Raw genomic sequence first — 21,188 nt, 5'->3', positions numbered from 1 at the left:
TTACGGCTTACGCCCGACCGCGCAGTACTGGTCGATCGCGGCGGGCTCGGGATCGGTGCCCTCGGGCCGCCAGCGAGTGACCGAGACGACGCCGGGCTCGACCAGTTCCAGTCCGTCGAACAGGGCGGCGATCCGCTCGGGGCTGCGCAGGTGGTACTTCGGGTTGGCGGAGATGTTCCAGATCCGCACCGCCTCGGTGACCGCCTCGCTGGTGTCACTGCCGTCGTACATCGCCAGGTAGCTGCCGGACGGCAGGGCGGCCATGATGCTGTTGATGATCGACTTCGCCTCGTCGTCGGACTCGACGTGGCCGAGGACGCCCATCAGGATCAGCGCCACCGGCTGGCTCAGGTCCAGCGTCCGCGCCGCCTCGCGCAGGATCGCCTGCGGATCCCGCAGGTCGGCGTCGACGTAGTCGGTGGCCCCCTCGGGCGTACCGACAAGCAACGCCCGGGCATGGGTCAGCACCAGCGGGTCGTTGTCGACGTAGACGATGCGGGCCTGCGGGTTGACCGACTGGGCCACCTCGTGGGTGTTGTCGGCGGTGGGCAGGCCGGTGCCGATGTCGAGGAACTGCCGGATGCCGGCCTCACCGGCCAGATAGCGCACCGCGCGGGTGAGGTAGGCCCGGGAGAGCCGGGCGTTCTCCGCCAACTGCGGCAGGTTCGAGATGATCTGATCGCCGACCTCACGGTCGACGGCGAAGTTGTCCTTGCCGCCGAGCAGGTAGTTCCAGATCCGCGCTGTCTGCGGCACGCCGGTGTCCAACGTGGGCCTGTTCTGTTCGCCGTCCGTTACGGTCACACCATCCGCCACGATCGCACCCTCGGTCTCGTTTGGATCCAGGTCGAGATATGGATGGAAAGTTTAGAGTCGATCCCTGACCGTACGCTCAGCGGCCCCCGTCCCATGCGGGTGTGGTGTGCGGCGGCGAGTCAGCCGACCGACATCGTCGACTCGCGCATCACCACGCGGCAGGGCAACTGTTCCGACCGGGGCACCGTGCCGTCGATGGCTTCGAACAGCCGCTTGCCGGCCACCGCCCCGAGGTGCTTGAGGTTCATGTCGACGCTCGTCAGGCGGGGACGGGAGTCGGCGGAGATGGCCTCCCAGTTGTCGAAGCCGATCACCGCTATCGTGCCCGGCACGTCGCGGCCGAGGTCACGAAGCGCGTCCAGGACACCCCGGCCGATCTGGTCGCTGCCGCAGAAGATCGCGTCGACCTCGGGATGCTGCTCGACGATCATGTGGGTGGCGGCTCGACCCCAGGACTCCTCCCACGACCCGAAGTAGGGCCGGTCGCCGACCATGCGCAACCCGGCGTCGGTCAGCGCGGCAGTGGCGCCTTCGACGCGGTCGCGGGCCGCCTGGAAGCCGGCTTCGCCGGTGATGTGGGCGATGTTGCGCCGCCCGCAGGAGAGCAGATGTTCGATGGCGAGACGACCGCCGCCCACGTTGTCGGCGGTGATCGAGATGTCCTTCGGATCGGCCGAGGGCGCGTAGACGTAGACCACCGGCACGGGAATGTTGCCGGCCAACGGCGGACGGGGGTCGGTGCGGGAGCCGACCACGATCAGGCCGTCGACCCGGCGGGAGAGCAGCGCCTGCACGTGGTGCTTCTCGCGGATGGCGTCGCCGCGCGCGTCACACAGGAAGACCGAGACCTGCCCGGCCCCGAAAGCGTCCTCGGCACCCATCAGGATGGGGATCGAGAAGCGCCCCTCCAGGTCGCTGGTCAGCAGACCGACCGTGCCGGTCCGGCCGCTGAGCAACCCGCGGGCCAGAGCGTTCGGCGCGAACGACAGCAGTTCCGCGGCTTCGAGCACCCGTACCCGCGTGGTCGCCCGCACCTCACCGCGCCCGTTGATGGCCTTGGACGCGGTCGCGACCGACACCCCGGCGAGCTTCGCGACGTCGCTGAGCGTGGGTGGACGCTTGGCAGGCACCTCGGACTCGGTCATGCGGTGCGTTCTCCTGACGCCGTCGGTCACTGAAACCTTTCCGGAATTTTCGGCCGGGTGGCGGTCTGACGCCCGTCTCAACCCTTGTGGCTTGGCCGAACATTACACGGAAATCGGCGTCGGAAGACTCCGGGAGATCGCGCCGTGACTCGCGTCCCGAAAGCGTTTTTCGGACCTGCGGAGGCGGCTGTGAGGTGACCGGCCGGGACCGTTCGGGGGCGGCGCCGTCCGCGCCGCCCCCGACCCGGCGATCAGGAGGCGCTGACCGCCGGATACGCCGCCTCGATCCGCGTGGTGACCGGCTCGCCGTCGACCGTCCCGGTGACCACGACGGTCACCGTGCCGGCCGGGATCGCCGCCAGACGCGTGTTGAACGACTGGTAGGCGGGCTTGCCGACGGCGACGTCGGTGACCGTCCGCGAGCCGTACGCGGTGTCGAGTTCGATGGTCAACGGCACCTCGTCGGCGTTCACCGCGTTCACCGCGAGGTAGACCCGGCCGCCGATGAGCTGTGTGCGTACCTGGACCTCGACGTTCCAGGTGTGCCCCGGATCGAGTTCGGCGTTCGAGCGGGCGGCCTGCGTGACGATCGTGTTGCGCTCGGCCGCGGTGAACAGCCCGGCCTCGACGAACTCCCCGGCGATGCGGGTCACCGTCGACACGAACTGGCCGTGGTTGGCGAACGGTGCCTCGTCCCACACCAGATCGAGGAAGGTCGGACCGTCGGTGCCCGGCGACGGCACGTCGGTCACCGGGATGTCGTAGTTCGGCAGGCCGTCGTTGCGCTTGCGGTTGGGCACGCCGGTGTCGACGGCCCCGAACACCACTGTCGGTTCCACCCGCCGGAAGTACGACGACGCCGCCTGCGTGTCGCCGATGTAGTACGGCCGCAGCGTGAAGCCGTTCGCGGTGAACAGCTGGTCCCCCGCCGCGGTGGTGGCCGCCGGGGTGATCGCCGCGCGGGCGTAGTCGCCGTCGCGCTTGAGGTGGCGGTACAGGGACAGTTCGCGGTAGTTGCCGCTGCCCGGGTTGCCGAGCACCTGCAGCAGGACGGGGCCCCAGAAGACCGACTGGGTGTCCGGACGGTCCAGCGCCCGCTCGATGCGGATGCTGAACGGCATCCGGATCTCGATGACGTCACCCGGCTGCCAGGTGCGGCTGAGGGTCAGGTAGCTGTTGGCGGTGGCGGTGACCTGCTGGGCCACGCCGTTGATCGTGACGAAGAAGCCCTTGCGCACCCAGCCGGGCACCCGCAGCTTGATGTCCAGCGGGCCGCTGCCCTCCACGGTCAGTCGGGTGCGGTCCGCCCGCGGGTAGTCGGTCTGCTGGGTGATGGTGAAGTCGCGCTCCTCCCAGGTCAGGGTCGAGGCGACGTACAGGTTGACCCAGAGGGTGTCGCCGTCGGCGGACTTGAAGTAGATGGTCTCCTGGTACTTCGTGTGGTTCTCGACCCCGGTGCCGCCGCAACAGGTGCCGGTGTTGCCGTAGCCGCGGTTCGCCCCCGGGGTCAGCGGCTGGAAGTAGGTGACCTGCGGGTTGCTGACGGTGGTGGTGTCGGCGCGCGAGCCGGCGATCTGGTTGATCAGGCCCCGCTCGTAGTAGTCGAGGTAGGCCGCGTCGTGCTCGTGGAAGAACAGGTTCCGGGCCAGCTTGAGCAGGTTGTACGTGGTGCAGGTCTCCGCGCCACCCTGGGCGATCGAGTTGGCGATGTTGCCCCGGTTCTGGAACAGCTCGATGTTGTTGTTGGAGCCCGGGTAGTTGCCACCCGTACCGCCGTTGGCGTACATGCGGTGCGGGACGACCATGCCGTAGAAGTTCTTCGCGGCCTGGAAGTATTCGGTGTCCCCACTGTGCTCGTAGACCCGCAGGTAGCCGACGAACTGCGGCACGTGCGAGTTGGCGTGCAACCGGTCCGGGCGGCGACGGCCGGGGTTGTTCTGCGGGGTGACGACGAGGATGTCGCGGTTCTCGACGCAGGCGTCGAAGAGCGACTCCCGGTTGTCGAAGAGTGTGGCGGTCTCCAGGTGCTTCTGGTCGCCGGTGAGCGCGTAGATCTCGGGGAAGACCTCGTTCGCGCCGCCGGTCTCTCCGGCGATGTAGAGGTCCCACATGTAGTTGAGGTTGTCCCGGGTGATCGGGCCGGTGTACGCCGGGTGGTTCTTGTCGCCGATGGTCAGTGCGAGGTGCGCCCAGCCGGCCATCTTGGCGACGACGTCGAGGGCGGTGGCGTTGTCGGTGTGGTAGTACGCGTCGAGCAGCCCCCGCATGATCTTGTGCTGGGTGTACCAGGGCGCCCAGGTGTTGGTGGTCGCGTTGCTGCCGTACACCGCCCAGCGGGGCGGGCCGAGCCGCAGCACCGCGTCCTCCGGGATGGCACCGAGGTAGCCGGGGTGCGTCGGCACCCACAGCGGGCCGTCGCCGCTCTGGCTCGCCACGATGCCGCCGTCGCGGCCGTTGGGCGAGGCGTCGCGGATGGTGGTACCGCCCTCCTCCTCGAACCGGTACCAGGCGATCGACCCGCCGCCGGTGCTGCCGGCCGGGGAGTCCTGCAGGGACTGGATCTCCTGCGGGCTCAACGCCCGGTCGAAGATGTGGAACTCGTCGACGGTGGCGTTGAGCATCGCGTCGCCGTACTGGGACCGCCCGATCCACCGGTTGCCCGGATTGCCGAGGTTCGCCGGGCTCAGTGTCATGTTGGTGTTCTGGCCGACCTGCTCGCCGTTGACGTAGAGCGTCCCGGTCTGCTGGGTCAGGGTCACCGCCAGGTGCACCCACTGGTTGGTCGGCAGCGCCGTGGTGCCGTCGATGCGCTGCTCACCACCGCTGCCGCTGACGGTGATCGCGAACCGCGGCACGTTGCCGGTGACCCCGGCCCGGGGGGTCAGGAACATGTTGACCGTGGCGTTCTGCCCGAAGTCGAACAGCCGGCTCCAGCTCTGCGCGGCAGCGAGGTTCACCCAGGTGGCGATGGTGAAATCGGTGAGCTGGCTGATCGCCTCCTGGGGCAGCGTGACGTGTTCGGCCCGGCTGGGGCCGTTGAGCCGCAACCCGGTGCCGAACCGGCCCGACACCCGACCGATCTGTGGCTCCTCCGGATCTTCGGTGCCGGGGCCACCGCTGCCCATCCGTGCGGTGATCGCCGCCTGGCAGGCCGCGAGTTCGCCGACGATCCAGTCGAGCTTGCTCTTGAAGATCGGCTCGCCGTGGTCGGCGTAGCCCTGCGCCAGGGCGGTCATGACGTGGCCGGCCCAGTGGCCGCTGAGCAGACCGCCGTCCTCCCAGCCGCCGGGCGCGGTGACGCCGGCCGGGTTCGGCCGGCCGGCCTGGTTGTTGAACAGCACCAGGAAACGCCGCTCGTCGAGCTGCCGGAGATAGTTCTTCATCCGGTCGCGCTTCTCCTGGAACAGGCCGTTGCCCAGGGTCACGTCGCGCAGGCGGAACGGCCGGACCGGGGCGGTGGCACCGGGACCAAGGTCGGTCGTGGTCGCGGTGAGCACCCGCGGGGAGGTCGGATCGGGCCTGGCACCGGCCTGGGCCACGGCGGCCGGGAGGGCACCCGCGGCGACTCCGACGGCTGACGCCTGGAGAACCTGACGTCGACTGACGGGAAGCTTCTCGAATTGCGCCACAGTGGACCTTCCTTCCGGGTGGGGTGGCTCGGATCCATCGCGACTCCCCATGCGGTCCGCAACGCTCGCCGCGAGCCGGCGGCCTTGGGCCGGCCGGGTCCGAGCCATCGATGTCAGGAGTGATCCGTTGTTAGCGCTCACCATAGGGGCTTACGACGCTCCGTTCAAGGAAAAGTCCCTTGATTGACACCTCTCTGAAACATCCATATGTTAGCGCTAACTCATTCACAGTTGGGGAGGTTCGGTGGCCTTTGGTGTCTCGGAGTTGTGGGACCCTGCGGTCCGCCACGACCCACACCCCTTCTACGACCGGGTACGCGCCAGCGGCGGGCCGGTGCCGCAGGTCGACCCGGCCGGCAACCGGTTGTGGGTCGTCGCGGGGCACGCCGACGTGCTGGCCGGGCTGCGGCACCCCGAGATCGGGCACGAGATGCACCGGCGCGGCCCCGGCGGGTGGCAGCGCCGGCCGGACGACCTGCCCGAGGCGGCCCGGATCGAGTCCCGGCAGCTCATCAACCTCGACCCACCGGATCACACCCGGCTGCGGGGGCTGGTCAGCGGTGGATTCACCGCGCGGGCCGTGGCCCGGCTGGAGCCGTGGATCACCGATCTCGCCTACCGGCTGGTCGCACGGGCTCGCCAGCTGGGGCACATCGACGCCGTCACCGACCTCGCCGACCCGGTGCCGGTCAACGTCATCGCCGAACTGGTGGGCATTCCCGAGCCCGACCGGCCGCAGTTCCGCGCCTGGTCGGCGGCGATCGTGTCGGCCAGCCCGGACGGCCCGGCGGCGACGAGCGCCTTCGCGGCGTACCTCGACGAGTTGGCCGCCGCGCGTCGGGCGACGCCGGCCGACGATCTGATCACCGCGCTGGTGGTCGCCGAGGACCGGGACGACCGGCTCGACCGCGACGAGTTGGTGGCCCTGGTGCAACTGCTGCTCATCGCCGGACAGGAGACCACCGTCGACCTGATCGGCAACGGACTCCGGTTGTTGTTGAGCCATCCCGAGCAGTGGCAGGCCCTGCGGGCCGACCCGTCGCTGGCCGCCGCGGTGGTCGAGGAGACGTTGCGTTTCCGGGGGCCCGTCGAGATCGTGCCGCCGCGGTTCGCCTTCGCCGACATCGAGTTGGGCGGCGGACGGATCCCGGCGTACGACCGGGTGGGCCTGTCGTTGTGGGGTGCCAACCGCGACCCGGCGGTGTTCGAGCGGCCGCACGAGTTCGACATCCACCGCGCCGACGTGGGGCGGCACATCGCGTTCGGATACGGCATCCACTTCTGTCTCGGCGCCCACCTGGCCCGGCTGGAGAGCCGGATCATGTTCGAACGGATCGCGCAGGAGTTGCCGGGCCTGCGTCTCACGGTCGATCCGGCGCAGCTCGACGGTTTCCGGCTGCATCACGACGGGCTGCCGATGCGGGTCTGAATCCGGTCCGGTCCGTCGTAGTGTCATGCTCCACCCCCCTGCGGGCCACAGGTGATGGTCGGGGGCCGCCCACGCGGCCCCCGACCGCCGTATCACTCGAACAGGGACAGGGTCAGCGTCGAGGTGTACGCACCAGCCTCGACATCCGCCGGAGTCCGCAGGAACAGATCCGCGTCAACGGTGTACTCGCCACCGGCGACCGCACCCGAGTCGAAGGTCGACACCAGCAACTCCTGGTCCACCAGACCCACGTTGTTACCCGGCTGAGTCGGCTCGTCCAACACCGTGACGACCTCCTCACCCTCACTGACCAGACCGGTGTCCCCACCGTCGATCAGCTTCGGCTTCCAACCCAGGTGACCGGCACCGATCGGCGCCTGATCCGCGTCACCGACGAAATCGGTGGCGCTACCCAACACCGCCCACGCGGCACCAGCGGGCACCTCGTCCGGCGTACGGGTGTCGGTGACCGTCACCGTCGGCAGCGTGCCGGTGAACTGGCGGACCAGCAGCGTCGACCCGTCCTCGGTCAGGGTCACCGAGTCGGCGGCCACCGTCATGGCCAGGACACCCGGCTCCCGGATCTCCTCGATCTCGACGGTCACCTCCACCCCGGCCTCGTCACCCGGCTCGGCGAAGGCAGGCGAACCCACCGCCACCACACCGGCCAGCAGGGCACCGGACGCACCGGCGGCCAGCAGCCGCTTACGACTCCATGTGTTCATTTCGTTTCTCCGTTCGTCGTCTGTGATTACTGGGCTTGTCGGGGATCGGCGGCGCAGTCGACGCCGGTGTGTTGCGCGGTGACGGCGGTCGTCACGTCCCTGCCGTCGACCGAGCCGCTGACGCGGACGGTCGCCGTACCGGCCGGCATGGAGGCGGTACGGGTGGTGAACTGCTGGTAGGCGTTGCCACCGGGTGCCACGGCGGCGAAGACACGTTCGCCGTACGCGGTCTGCACGGTGACGTCGACCGGCGCGTCGTGGTCGTTGCGGACCTGCACCGCCACGTACGCCCTGCCGGCCACGCATCGCGGCTGCGCGGTCACCGTCACCGGCAGCTCCGGTACGACACCCGGGTCGTCGGCGAAGACCCGCCACTCGGTGATCGCCACCGCCGACCAGGTCGTGCCGTTGCCGTTGGCCCGGATCGTGGCCCGCACCCGCGAGGTGGTGACCGGGTCGAAGGAGACGGTGTTGAAGGCGGTGGTGCTGGTGCCGTAGCCGCCGGCCCCGGTCACGTCGCGCCAGGACGAGCCGGTCTCGTCCCAGTACTGCAGCACCCAGCCGTCGGGTTGGGCGACACCGTCGCCGGAGCCCTGGTTGGAGTCGCGCCAGAACTTCAGCTCGGTGCCGGTGATCCGTACCGGACGCGACCAGGTGTACTGCACCCACTGGGTGGCCGGCCGGGTGCCGGACCAGGTGCCCCAGATCTGGGCCTGGCCCGGGTTGGTCGGGTCGGCGTTGTCGTTGAGCGCGGTGAGGCTGTTCCAGCTCGCCGTGTAGGAGGCGGCCGGGGTGGCGATCGGTGCGATGTTGCCGGTCAGCGGCCCGGACAGGTCCGCCGGGATGGCCACCGTCTTGGCGGTTTCCAGGTTCCCGGCCACGTCGAGCGCCCGGAACGACAGGGTGTGCCGGTTGGCGTCCGGTGCCGCGACCGGACCGGTGTAGGTCTGCCACCCGCCAGTACCGATGGCGTACTCGATCCGGGCCACCCCGGAGGTCGCGTCGGTCGCGGTCACCGTGACCGTACGAGTGGTGCCGTGCACGGTCGCCGTGCTGACCGGGGCGACGGCGTCGATGCGTACGGCGAGACTGGCCGGCGTCGAGACGTTGCCGGCACGGTCGGTCGCGGTCGCCGTGACGGTGTGCTCGCCGTCGCCGGTGACGGTGACGTCGACGTGCCGCACGTCGTTCACGACGGCCGGTTCGCCGTCGTCGACCCGCGAGGAGATGCTCAACCGGCCGCCCCGGTCGTCGACGCCGGCGACCCGCACCCGCACCGCCGAGCGGAACCAGCCCGCGCTGCCCGAACTGCCACTGGGCGTGAGCGTCACCGTCGGTGCGGTCTCGTCCCCTTCGGTGTCGTCCGGGGAGATCACGGTGAGCTGTGCGGAGACCCGCCCGGCGGCGTAGCCGAGCACGGTGCCGGAGATGGTGAAGGTCCGGGGCGTCGCCACGTCGTCCGGCGTGACCTCGTCCCAGTAGACCGGCACGCGCAGCGTCTCGGCGCCGAAGGACACCGGCAGGGTGTCCGGCAGGTCGGTCTCCCCCACCTCCACGGTCATCGCCGGCGCGCTGACGGTCTCCGGCTGCGCGGCGAGGACCTTCCATTCCTCGACCGCCACCGCGGAGTAGGTGCTGCCGTTCGTCGAGGCGTCGAAGACCGCCCGGACCTGCGTGGTGGTCACCGGGTCGAAAGTGGTGTTCTGGAAGCCCTGGGTGCCGGTCGGGTAGCCGCTCGGGTTCGGTACGTCGGCCCACTGCCCGGTGTCGAGGTTCCAGTACTGGATGCGCCAGCGGGCAGGGGCCGCCACCCCGACCCCGGTGCCCTGCGGCTGGTCGTTCCAGAACTCGATCTGCGAACCGTTGATCCGCATCGGCTGGTCCCAGGTGTACTGCACCCACTGCTGCGGCGGGTGGTTGCCGGTCCAGGTGCCCCACATGTCCGGCGGCAACGGGTTGCGTCGGACGATCTCGTCGTTGAGCGCCTTCACCCAGTACTGGGTGGGTACCGGCTCGTTGGAGACGGTGACCCGCGCCTCCTGGGCGATGTTCGGCCGGGGGGTGAGGTCACGGCCCTTGGCCGGGGTCGGGGTGACCAGCTTGATCCGGGGCGGGTTCTGCGTGTCGTCCCACTCCAGCGGGTCGATCGCCACCGACCGGCGGAAGTGACCGCCGCCGACGGCGTCGGCGGTGTGGTACGCGAGGTACCACTGCCCGTCGAACTCCACCACGCCCGGGTGGCTGGTGGTCGAGGAGACCGGCCGCAGGAACGTGCCCCGGTAGGTCCACGGGCCCTGCGGCGACGACGCCGTCGCGTAGGCCAGGCAGGCGTGGTAGTTCGCCGGGGTGCACTGCGAGGTCGGGCCGGCGTTGTTGCCGGCGTACGCCAGGTAGTAGGTGCCGTTGCGCTTGAAGGCCCAGGCGCCCTCGAAGAAGCCGGTCAGCCCGGTGACGGTCCGCACCGCGCCGATCGGCGTCTTCATGTCCTGGCCGAGTTCGAGCATCCGCAGCTGGCTGAACGAACCCCACCACAGGTAGACCCGCTGGTCGGGACCTTCACCGTCGACGAGGATCGTCGGGTCGATGTTGTGGATGGTGTTGGCGGTGGGCACCCGCTGCGAGACGATCGGTCCGCCCGCGTGGTCGGTCCACGGGCCGGTCGGGCTCGACGAGACGGCCACGCCGATGGCGAACTTGTCCGACGCCGGGCTGTCCCGCTCGTGGATCGGGACGTACCAGTAGTAGCGGCCGTCCACGCCCCGGACCACCTGACCGGCGTACGCCCGGCCGGGGGTCGCCCAGGCGAACGTGGTCTCCGGGCGCATCAACGACGGGAAGTGCGTCCACTGGCCCGACTCGACGTCGGTGCTGCGCAACGCCCCCCACTCGTTCATGATGAAGTCGTTGGTGGCTGGTCCGGCCTGGTCGTGGCCGGTGTAGATGTAGAGCTGATCCGCCTGGCCCGGGTTACCGGGGGCACCGGCCGGCACGACGAGCGGCGCCGGGTCGGCGGAGTAGTAGCTGCCGTCACCGAGGATCGGGTTGACGGTGTTGGTGAAGGTGTACGACTCGGGTTCGGCGGCCTGCGCCGGGCTGGCGATGCCGGTCAGGCCGGCGGCGACGAGCCCGACGACCGCCGCCACGGCGACCGCCCGACGTGGACGGTGGCGCGAGGGTGGAGCGGTGTGCCGCCCCACGGTGGTGTTCACGGTGTCCATCTCCTCACGGGACGGGTGAATGGTGGCGGCGCCGATGCGCCGACGCCGCCACCAGGGGAGGTCAGCCGCAGGTGAGCGCGCCGAACGGTGCCTCGAACTCCACGGTGACCGGCTCGCCGTCGACGATTCCGGTGGCCTTCACCGTCGCCGTGGCCGCCTGCACCGATGTGGCGCGGGTGTTGAACGCCTGGAAGGCGGACTTGCCGGACGCCACGTCGGCGATCGTCCGCGACCCGTACGGCGTGACCAGCTCGATGGTGAGCGGCACGTCCCCGGCGTTGCGGGCGTTGACCGTGACGTAGACGTTGCGGCCGGTGCAGCGGGTGCTGGCCTGCACCTCGACGTCCCAGGTCGGCGTCTCGGGCGGGTTGCCCACGGTGAGGGTCAGCGTGGTCCGGGTGGCCCCGGCCTGACTGACGTAGGGCGGCAGGACCAGGTCACCGATGATGGTGTACCGGCCGGGGACGTTGACGATGTTCTCGTCGAAGTTCCACTCGACCCCGATGGCCTGGTTGTCCCGGGAACCGTCGTTGTAGGAGACCGACACCTTCTCCGGCAGCCAGGGCAGCTCGCCCACCTCGACGGCCTGCTCGAAGGTCTCGGCACCCTGGATCGAGATGCCGCCGGTGGACATCTCCGGTCGCACGTAGATGCGGGCCTCGGCGATCAGGCCGTACGCGTCGTTGGTGCCGTAGACCACGAACGGGTCCACGTTCGGCTCCGCCACCTGCTCGGGCGTGATCTCCTGCCAGTTGAACGCCACAGTGCCGCGGGCGCCGCTGGCGTAGACCGCGTCGAGCGTGGCCGGCAGGGTCGGCACCTGCCCCACGCCGGTGCGGATGAGCACCGGCGAACGCACCGAGTCGACGGTCTCGCCGTTGGCCCGCCACCGCAGGACGCCGGTGCCGGCCCCGCTGCCCTGCACGCCCCAGATGCGGATGCGCAGGTGACTGGCGGTGATCGGCGCGAAATCGAAGTGGTTGTAGCGGTTGGTGGCCAGCCCACCGGCGTACGTCGAGTCACCGGTGAGGGTGACCGGCGTCCAGGTGCTGCCGTTCGTCGACCATTCGATGGCGTACGTGCCGGCGGCGGGGCGGCGGGTGCCGCCGTTGTCGTCGTACCAGTAGATGTCCGTCGAGGACAGGCGCACCGGCGCGTCCCAGCGGTACTGGATCCACGCCTGGCGGTCGAGGCTGGTGCCGTTGGCCGGCTGACCCCAGTTGCCCCAACCCTGGCCGGTGCCCGGGTTCGAGTTGGCCGGGTTGGTGGGCGCGTTGACCCGGGAGTGGTTCTCCCACGAGGCGGTGCCGCTGGTGCTGATCGTCGCCGAGGCACCGAACTCCGCGCTGACCTCCCGCTCGGTGAGGGTCACCGCGACGGTGGTCGTCGACCGCTTCTCGCCATCGTCGGCGAAGAACCGGAACACATAGTCGCCGGCGATCGTGCCGGTGACCCGGGTGGACAACGCCTGCGCGTCGGCGAAGATGACGCCGGCACCCTCCGGCGTGGAGACGGTCTCCCAGCCGAAGGTCAGGTCGTTGTCGTACGGGATGCCGTCGTCGGTGGCGGTGGCGACCAGTCGGGTGGACAGGTTGCCGTCGGTCGAGTTGTCCCGGGCTGCGGTGACGACCGGCGCCTGGTTGCTGACCTCCGGCACGTCCCGACCCGAGTCGAAGACCTGGATCTCGGAGATGGCGGTGAAGAAGGTCGGGTTGTTGGTGAAGGCGATGCGGACCTTGCTCGACGTGACGGTGTCGAACAGCGCCTCGTTGAACTTCGCCGACGGCACCGTCGGGTTCTTGAACTGGTTCGGCACCTCACGCCAGCCGCCGTTGCCGTCGGGCACCTGGATCCACCAGCGGGCGGGTTCCCGGTAGCCGCCGGCCTGCCGGTCGCTGACGAAGAAGACCTTCACGTTGTCGAAGGACTTCGCCGCACCCAGGTCCAACTCGACGTAGCCGTTGCGGTCGGTGGTGCCGTAGTTGCCCCAGTAGGGCTCGTTGGCGGTGACACCGTCGGTGACGGCCGCCAGCGACACCGGACGCTCGGTCACCGAGATCGCGCCGGGGGTGTAGTTCATCGAGGTGCTGCTCCAGCCGGGCGTGTGGAACTGCCGCCACGGCGTCGGCCGCACCCCCTGCTGGGTGTACGACGAGCTGAGCTGCGCGCCCTGCGCCAGGTTCGGCGCGTCCTCGGTGAGGTCGATGCCGGCGGTCTTGAGGTAACCCACCACCCGCTCGTCGGCGATCGGGGTGTCCACTGCGGCCGGGAAGTCGGTCCCTTCGGTCGCGGTGAAGGTGACGGTGAGCCCCTCTGCGGCCTGGACCTGGTTGGTGTTCGGGTCGTAGGTGAGCTTGCCGAGCTTGTCGGTGCTCACCTTCTTCTCCCCGTTGATGAACAGGCTGTAACCGGCGCCGAGGCCGTACTCGCTGCCGTCCGGGTCCCAGACGATCGTCACGTCCTGACCGTGGTACCGCAGGTTGTTGACCATGAAGTGGTCGTACCCGAACTCGATCGGCCAGAGCTCGATCTTGTCATCGGAACGCGGCTGGATGCCCGCCATGTCCTCGATGAAGATGTAGTTCATGTTGCCGAGCATGATGTGGTTCTGGTTGTTGCGGTTGTAGGTGCGGGTGTTCGGGTTCCAGTTGGAGTAGTACTCCGCCTGGTTCGCGATCCGCATGTCCGCGTTCGGGTAGATGCTCCAGGCCATCCAGTCCAGCAGCCGCTTGGCGTACGCCGGGGTGATGTACTTCTGCTCCGGGTCGTAGTGCCGCAGGGCGGAGCGGACACCGCGGTACTGCACGGTGAAGTTGATGTTGGAGAAGTTGTTCGAGCCGCCGATGCCGTAGGCGGCGCGGTCGTACTGGTTCGCGGTGTAGAACGGGAAGATCGGGAAGTTGTCGCCGTAGGTCAGGAACCGGAAACCGTCGACGTAGGTCTGCCACTGGTCCTTCGGGATCAGGTTCTCGGCGTAGATGTCGTAGAGGTTCGACTCCTTGGCCGGGATCAGGGTGCGGGCCGACGCGGGCAGCGGGTTGGCCCGCCCGTTGGCGCTGGCCGCGCTGGTCGCGCCGTGCGACGTGCCGGCCAGGAACATCCGCATGTCCGGGCTCCACAGCCGGTTGAGGATCGCGGCGCGGATCTGGTCGGCGTTTGTCGCCATCTCGTCGACCTTGGCCTGGTCGGCGTCGGCGAGCTGGTAGAGCTGCCGGGCCGCGTCGAAGGCACCCCAGACGTACGCCGACTCGGGCCGCTCGATGGTCCGCGCGCCGGGGGCGCCGGCGTTGGACTTCGGGTAGCCGAAGGTGATGGCGTCGGCGTCGTTGCCCGGCATGTAGTTGGTGTCGTACGCGATCAGCTTGTCGTTGTTGCCGTCGTAGTGTTCGAGCTGGCCGACGCCGTCGCCCTCGAAGTACCCGGCGAACTTGCGGGCGATGTCCTTGCCACCACCGTGCACGTTGTACGCCTCGAGCCCGGCGGTGCCGAGGTACTGCGAGTAGTGGTTGTTCCAGCTGGTGTGCCCCGGGCTGTCCAGGAAGGCCGACGAGCCGGACAGCTCACCGATGTTGAGGATCTGCCCGTACGGCAGGTACGGCGTACGCAGCCACTTGGTGTCCTGCAGGTGCATCGGCTGGGTCAGCGCGACGGCGTTCTGGTAGAGGTTCACCCCCTCGATCGTCGTCGGGTACTGGTAGACGTGGCCGGAGGCGTTGGCGTCGAGGGAGTTGTACCGCTCACCCCACCAGCGGTAGACGATCGCCTTCTCCAACGCCGGGTCGGGCACGTCGATGTAGGGGACGTCCTGCGCCCAGCGGCGGTTGAACTCGGTGATGCCGGTGCGTACGGCCTGCGCCGGCGACAGTTCGGCGTACTCCTGGTAGCTCTGCACCGTCTCCGGCAGGGTGGCCGAGGAGACCGCGCCGACGACCGACAGCGACGTCGAGCCGCCGGCCGGGACGGTGATCTCCCGGTCCAGGTTGCTGCCGCTACGGGTGAAGCCGGCACCGGTCAGGTCGATGCGGACGGTGTCCCACGCCGTGTCGACCAGGCCGTTGTTGGAGCCGCTGGTGATGGTGCGGGTGCCGGTCAGCGCGGCCTCGCCGGCCGCCTGGGTGGCCAGCGGTGACGCGGCGCGGACGGTGAAGGTGGCCGCCTCGTCGCCGGGGTTGGTGAACTCGATGGCGGTGACCGCCACGTTGTCGTAGGTGATGAACTTGGTCAGGTTCGCGGTGACCCCGGTGGCGCCGATGGTGTAGCGGCTCCTGGCGTGGCTGGGCGCGTTGAACCGGTGGGCGTTGACCTCGCTGACGGTCTGTCCGGGCACCGTGACGGTGTAGAGGTTGCCGAGGTTGTTGGGGCCGCCGACGAACGCGCTGCCGGCGAAGCCCATGACTGTGAAGTTGTTGTTGCTCGCGCCCCGCATGTACAGCGAGCGGCCTCGGGTCATCAGCACCGCTGACCCGAGGGCGCCCTGCACGCCGAGAATGCGGTCGAGGTAGTAGTCGGTGCCGCCGGCGGCGAGGTCCTTGTCGAAGATCGACTGGTGCATGCTGCCCGCGGTGAACGGGACTCCGGGCCGCAGCTGGTTGGCGACGTCGCCGACGTTGCTGTACACCGGGTCACCGATGTCCATGACGTGGCTCTGTCCGTTTGTGTAAACCCCGACGTCGCCCTCGTTGCCGGGCAGGATCGGGCTCGCCGCGTGGGCCGGGGACGGTACGGCGACCGACCCTGTCACCACGAGCGCGGCAAGGGCTGCCCAGAGGGGCGCCCTTCGCACGCGTCTACGGATCATTTCCTTCCTCCTTGTTCTCGGCGCGGGGGCGGGTGAGGCGCCCGGTCGCACCTGTGGCGGTGGTTCGAACGGCTTGTCGTCATCGGTCATCGACCGCTGTGAGCGCTAACATCAGGGCTGCCCCGGCGCCGGTTCCCGCAGGGCGGTGTCGGTGGGGAGCCAGACCCGCATGGTGGAGGGCCCACGGTTGGCCCAGGCGTGGTACGGCACCAGTGGCACGTCGTCGAACTCGTCGACCGGCACCGGCGCCGACTCGGCGGCGTCGGCCCGGTACGGCCAGTCGTGTTCCTGCCCGCGGACCTGGCGGCACCGCACGAGGACCTGACCGTCGCGTAGCCGCGGCGGTCGGGTGACGTCGACGCGGAGGTCGTCGACGCTTGCCACGCCCGGCACGTCCACCGACTCCAGGGCGTACACCAGTGGGCCGCGCTCCACCGCGACACAGCCGCGCACCGCGTCGATGCGGCTGTCCGGGTGCACGAACCGGGGCGCCATCGGCAGCCGCAGCACCATCTCGTCGCCGCGCCGCCACGCCCGGTGCTCGGTGAACACGCCCGGAGCCACCGGCCGGGCCACCCCGTCGAGGGTCACCGTCGCCCCCTGGTCGGCCCACCCGGGCACCCGCAACGACAGCGACCAGGGGTGCTCGTCGTCGCTGTCGACCCGTACCCGGATCTGACCGTCGTACGGGTATTCGGTCGTGATGTGCACCCGCCGGCTGCGCCCGTCGGCGAGGTGCTGCTCGACCGTGCCGGTCAGGTACTGGTGCACCTGCAGCCCGTCGTCGTCGCAGGTCGCGACGTACGCCGACAGGCTGGCCAGGGTGCGGGCCACGTTGGTCGGGCAGCAGGACACCTCGAACCAGGGCGCCCGCAGTGACGCCGCCGCCCGCAGGCTGGGCCGGTCGGTGTCGGGAGTGGTGCCGAGTTCCCGACGGTGCAGGGTGTTCGTGTAGAAGAAGCTCTGCCCGTCGGCCGCCGGGGAGGTCGACACCACGTTGAACAGCGTCCGCTCGATCAGGTCGGCGTACCGGGGGTCGCCGTCGGCGAGCAGCAGCCGCCAGGCCAGCATCACCGAGCCGATGCCCGCGCAGGTCTCCGAGTAGGCGCGGTCGGGGGGCAGCATCCAGTCACCGCCGAACGCCTCGTCCTGGTGCCGGGAGCCCTGTCCCCCGGTGACGTAGGTACGCCGCGACACCGTGTTGCGCCACTGGCCACGCACCGCGTCCAGCAGGCCGGCGTCCTTCACCTCGACGGCGACGTCGACCGCGCCGGCGGCGAGGTAGTTCGCCCGTACCGCGTGGCCGCGCAGCACCGTGGCCTGCCGGACCGGCTGGTCGTCCTGGAAGTACTCGCGACCGAACTCCACGTCGGCGAGTCGGCCGTGACCGCGCCGGTCGACGAAGAGGGCGGCCTGGGTCAGGTAGCGCTCCTGGCCGGTGGCGCGGGCGAACTCCACCAGCGCGGTCTCGATCTCCGCGTGCCCACAGACGCTGTCGATGCCGTCCCGTCCGAAGGTCCGGCACACGTTGTCGGCGGCCCGGCAGGCGATGTCGAGCAGCCCGTCGTCGGCGTCGGGGCGGGTCCGGACCCGGGCGACCGCGGCCTGCAGCAGATGTCCGACGCAGTAGAGTTCGTGGCCCCATTCCAGGTCGGACCAGCGCGGCGCCTGCCCCGGCCGACCGAACCTGGTGTTCAGGTAGCCGTCGGGCTGCTGGGCGGCACCGACCCGCCGCACGATCGCGCGGAACCGCGACTCCAGTTCCGCGTCGTCGGTCCGGCCGATCTCCCAGGCCATGGCCTCCAGGAACTTGTAGACCTCGGAGTCGGAGAACTCGCGTCCCCGGCGCTCGACGGGGTCGCCCCCGTTCGCCGTCAGGTCGAAGTTGCGGATCCAGCCCTCGCGCTCGAGCCAGTGCTCGATGTGCCGGAGTGTGGCCGCGCCGTTGATCGACTGGCGCTCACCCCAGAACCCGCCGGTGATCTCCACGTCCCGCAGATCGAGGGGCCGCAGGCGGCCCTGGGCCGGCAGAACGGGTGCGGCCGAATGCGCGTTGCCGCTCATGGTCATCCTTTCAGCGCGCCGGACATGAAGCCGCGCACGTAGTGTCGTTGGAGCAGGAGGAACAGGACGATGCACGGAAGGGCGAGCACGACGACGCCCGCCTCGGTCGCCCCGTAGTCGACGACACCCTGGACCTGGCCACGCAGATTCGACACCGCGAGCGGGAGGGTCATCCGCTCCGAGTCGTTGATCAGGATGAGTGGGGCCATGAAGTCGTTCCACGCGGCGAGGAACCCGAACAGCCCGACGGTGATCAGGCCCGGCTTGACGGCGGGCAACAGCACCCGCCACAGCGCGCCGAACGACGAGCAGCCGTCGACCATCGCGGCCTCGTCGAGTTCGCGTGGCACCGCTTCGAAGGAGATGCGCATCAGGAAGGTGGAGAACGGCAGCTGGAACATCGTGAGCACGAGCGCCACGCCGACCAGGGAGTTCTGCAGCCCCACCTGGTTGAGCAGCACGTAGAGCGGGATCAGCAGGGTCGCGTACGGGACCATCAGGATGGCGAGCGTGACCAGGAAGAGCAGGTTCTTCCCGGGGAAGCGGAACCGCGCGAAGGCGTAACCGCCGAGGAAGGAGATCAGCAGCGTCAGGGTGACCGTGAGCAGCGAGACGAACGCGGAGTTGGCGAGGTAGCGCCAGATGCCGGCCTGGTAGGCGGCGAGCGTGCGGTAGTTGCCGAACCCCCAGCCGTCCACCTGGTTCGTGCCGGGCTGCGGGGAGACCGAGGCGACGGCCGTCCAGACCAGCGGCGCCAGGAAGATCAGCGCGACCGCCCCGGTGAACACCCAGTACGGCGTGCGCAGGGCGATGCCGGCGATGGTCATGCCCTCGGTCTTCTTCCGACTCTCGTGTCGCGAGGGTGTCGGCGCCGCGGGTCCGTCGGTGACGGCCGATTCGGTGGTTGGTGCGACGGTCATCGGCGTCAGCTCTCCTCGGACCGGAAGGCGCGCATCTGCAACGCGTTGATCAGGATCAGGGCCAGCAGCACGATGACCGAGATGGCCGCCGCGACCCCCAGGTCGTTCTGGCCCTGGAACGCCACCATGTAGATCAGTTGGACCACGGTGATCGTGCTGTTGTCCGGGCCGCCCTTGGTCAGGATGTAGAACTGCTCGAAGGCGAGCAGGGAGCCGGTCACGCAGAGCACTGTCGTCAACGCCAGCGTGGGGCGCAGCAGCGGCAGGGTGACCTTCCGGAAGGTCTGCCAGCGGCTGGCGCCGTCGGTGCGGGCGGCCTCGTACACGTCGGCCGGGATGCCCTGCAGGCCGACGAGCATGAGCACCATGTAGAACCCGGCGTAGCGCCAGACGATCAGGAACGTGGTGGAGATCAGCGCCGCGGTCGGCGAGCCGAGGAAGGTGAGGCCGAACCGGTCCATCACCGGTGCCAGCGGGCTCGCGTACGGCGAGTAGAGCACGTAGAACAGCAGCGACGCCGAGGCCAGTCCGAGAGCGCTGGGGATCAGGAACGACGCGCGGAGCAGGTTGTTCCAGCGGCTCGACTCCTGCACGAGCAGGGCCAGTCCCAGGCCGAGCGCCAGCAGCAGGACGGTCGCGAGCGCGGTGTACTTGAGGGTGAACACCACCGAGTCGGTGAAGAAGCGGTGGTCGACCGCCTTGACGAAGTTGTCGGGGGCGTTGAGGCCCTGGTCTCCGCGCAGCAGCGACCATTTCGACAGCGACATCCGGATGACCAGCAGCAGCGGCACGGCGAACAACAGCACCACGAAGACCGCCGTCGGGGTCGCGTAGAGCCAGCCGAGCAGGGCCTGCCGGCCGCGCGGGCGGGTGCGACGCCGTGTCGCCGCACCCGGCGGGCGAGACGGTGCGGTGACGCTCATGGAACCTCTCGTTTCTTCGATGACGGGTGGGCGGTGTCCGGGTGACGCCGCAGGCGTGTGCCGACCGGAAGAGGGCCGGGAGGTCGGCGCACGCCTGCGGGCTCACCTACTGCTTGAGTACGGCGGTGATCTCGTCGTTGTCCTTCTTCAGGTCACCGCTGCCGTTGAGGACCTGGTTGCGCACCAGGGTCAGCCACGGGCTGTTCGGCGCGTTGAACGCCTGCTGGAAGTTCAGCGCGACCGGGGTGCCGCCCTTGCCGGCGACCTCGTTGATGGTGACCAGGCGCGGGTCCTCGGCGGCGTACTTGTTGTTGGCCAGGTCGGCGCGGGAGACCACGTCCTTGTTCTTGGCCAGCACCTCGACCTGGGCCTGCTCCGACATCATCCAGCTGAGGAAGTTCCAGGCCTGGGCGGCCTTCTTCGAGTCCTTCGAGATGCCGATGCCGTCGCCGCCGACGAAGGTGGAGGCACCGCCGTTGGGGCCGGGAATGCCGGCGACCCCGGCGTCGAACGGGGTCGAGGAGAGCAGCGTCGCCGGGTAGAACATCAGGCCGACCTTGCCCTCGGTGAAGGCGGCGGTCCAGGTGGGACCGGTCTCACCGGCCGAGGCCGGCAGCACCGCACCCGAGCGCCACAGGTCGTGCCAGACGCGGTAGACCTGCTGCGCGGTCTCGTCGGCGAGCTTGGATTCCGTGCCGTCCTCACTGAGCACCTGACCGCCGCCGGCCCAGATCGACGGGAACCAGGTGAACAGCAGGCAGCCGCCGCAGTTCAGCCCGGCCGCCGTGCCGTAGACACCGTCCTTGCCCATCGCCTGGATCGCCTTGGCCGCTGCGGCGTACTCCTGCAGCGACGCCGGGGCCTTCTCCGGGTCGAGGCCGGCCTCGGTGAACAGCTGCTTGTTCCAGAACAGCATCGACAGGTCCAGCACGAAGGGCAGAACGTGTTCCTTGCCCTCGCGGGTGCCCGCCGACAGGTGTCCCTTGTTGATGGAGTCCTTGAAGTCCAGACCGTCGATGTTGGAGCTGAGGTCCTGGAAGAGGCCCTGCTCGACCCAGTTCGGCACGTAGACGATGTCGGCGGCGAAGAGGTCCGGCAGACCGTCGGAGCCCGCTGCCGCACCGACCTTGGCGACGTAGTCGTCGTTGGGTACGACGGTGAGCTTGACCTGGTTCTGGTGGCTGGCGTTGTACGCGTCGACAAGCAGCTTCGCCTGCTTTTCCAGCGGCGCGCGCGTCCACAGTGTCAGCTCGCTGCCGTCGTCGAGGCCGGTGGGACCGGCGTCGGCCGCGCTCGGGCCGCTCGGCTCGTCGCTGCCGCACGCCGCAACGCCGAGGGTGAGCGTCGCGGCAAGGACTCCCGCCAGGGATCGTAGGGCAGTCCGCCTGCCCAGGGTTGTGCTCATGGTCCTCTCCTAGGGTTCATCAAACCGGCGCGAAACCGCCGAGCGGTCTCCGCCGGCCGAGGTGTGCAGTGTCGAGTTGCCGCGTCAGGTGGATGGGGCAAGGCGGTGACATCACG

11 protein-coding genes are annotated in these 21,188 nt (G+C 69.5%); 1 reads left to right on the top strand and 10 read right to left on the bottom strand.

The window, feature by feature from the left end; translation table 11 throughout:
- The 3 genes from Vgi01_RS13080 to Vgi01_RS13070 all read right to left on the bottom strand — a co-directional run bounded on the left by Vgi01_RS13080 (position 1) and on the right by Vgi01_RS13070 (position 5,590).
- Positions 1–816 carry an SAM-dependent methyltransferase gene (locus Vgi01_RS13080; protein ID WP_233197081.1) on the bottom strand — a complete coding sequence of 272 codons (816 nt, stop codon included), beginning with the start codon at positions 814–816 and terminating at the stop codon, positions 1–3.
- 119 nt (positions 817–935) lie between these two features.
- Positions 936–1,961, bottom strand: a complete 1,026-nt coding sequence (locus Vgi01_RS13075; protein ID WP_204291172.1) for a LacI family DNA-binding transcriptional regulator — start codon at positions 1,959–1,961, stop codon at positions 936–938.
- Positions 1,962–2,212: 251 nt separating this feature from the next.
- Positions 2,213–5,590 carry a beta-L-arabinofuranosidase domain-containing protein gene (locus tag Vgi01_RS13070; RefSeq protein WP_204291171.1) on the bottom strand — a complete coding sequence of 1,126 codons (3,378 nt, stop codon included), beginning with the start codon at positions 5,588–5,590 and terminating at the stop codon, positions 2,213–2,215.
- Between the two features lie 244 nt (positions 5,591–5,834).
- Here Vgi01_RS13070 and Vgi01_RS13065 point away from each other — a divergent pair, with 244 nt between their 5' ends.
- A complete protein-coding gene (locus Vgi01_RS13065; RefSeq protein ID WP_204291170.1) occupies positions 5,835–7,019 on the top strand; it encodes a cytochrome P450 in 1,185 nt (394 codons plus the stop codon).
- Positions 7,020–7,111: 92 nt separating this feature from the next.
- On the opposite strand, the gene Vgi01_RS13060 is transcribed toward Vgi01_RS13065, so the two are convergent.
- The 7 genes from Vgi01_RS13060 to Vgi01_RS13030 all read right to left on the bottom strand — a co-directional run bounded on the left by Vgi01_RS13060 (position 7,112) and on the right by Vgi01_RS13030 (position 21,072).
- Positions 7,112–7,744 carry a hypothetical protein gene (locus Vgi01_RS13060; RefSeq protein WP_204291169.1) on the bottom strand — a complete coding sequence of 211 codons (633 nt, stop codon included), beginning with the start codon at positions 7,742–7,744 and terminating at the stop codon, positions 7,112–7,114.
- A 26-nt stretch (positions 7,745–7,770) separates the two neighbouring features.
- Positions 7,771–10,962 (bottom strand): OmpL47-type beta-barrel domain-containing protein, encoded by a 3,192-nt coding sequence (locus tag Vgi01_RS13055; RefSeq protein ID WP_204291168.1) that lies wholly within the window; start codon positions 10,960–10,962, stop codon positions 7,771–7,773.
- A gap of 61 nt (positions 10,963–11,023) precedes the next feature.
- Positions 11,024–15,760, bottom strand: a complete 4,737-nt coding sequence (locus tag Vgi01_RS13050) for a discoidin domain-containing protein (RefSeq protein ID WP_239088926.1) — start codon at positions 15,758–15,760, stop codon at positions 11,024–11,026.
- 111 nt (positions 15,761–15,871) lie between these two features.
- Entirely contained in the window at positions 15,872–17,824 is a 1,953-nt protein-coding gene (locus Vgi01_RS13045) for a glycoside hydrolase family 127 protein (protein ID WP_204291167.1), read from the bottom strand.
- Between the two features lie 2 nt (positions 17,825–17,826).
- Complete coding sequence (locus tag Vgi01_RS13040) at positions 17,827–18,744, bottom strand: carbohydrate ABC transporter permease (protein WP_204291166.1); 918 nt, start codon at positions 18,742–18,744, stop codon at positions 17,827–17,829.
- 5 nt (positions 18,745–18,749) lie between these two features.
- Positions 18,750–19,667, bottom strand: coding sequence for a carbohydrate ABC transporter permease (locus Vgi01_RS13035; protein ID WP_204291165.1), 918 nt, complete (start codon positions 19,665–19,667; stop codon positions 18,750–18,752).
- Between the two features lie 106 nt (positions 19,668–19,773).
- Entirely contained in the window at positions 19,774–21,072 is a 1,299-nt protein-coding gene (locus tag Vgi01_RS13030; RefSeq protein ID WP_204291164.1) for an ABC transporter substrate-binding protein, read from the bottom strand.
- Positions 21,073–21,188 lie beyond the last annotated feature (116 nt).

It is taken from the genome of Micromonospora gifhornensis (assembly GCF_016863515.1).
Taxonomy (GTDB): domain Bacteria; phylum Actinomycetota; class Actinomycetes; order Mycobacteriales; family Micromonosporaceae; genus Micromonospora; species Micromonospora gifhornensis.
This window is presented reverse-complemented; position numbering and strand designations above follow the sequence as displayed.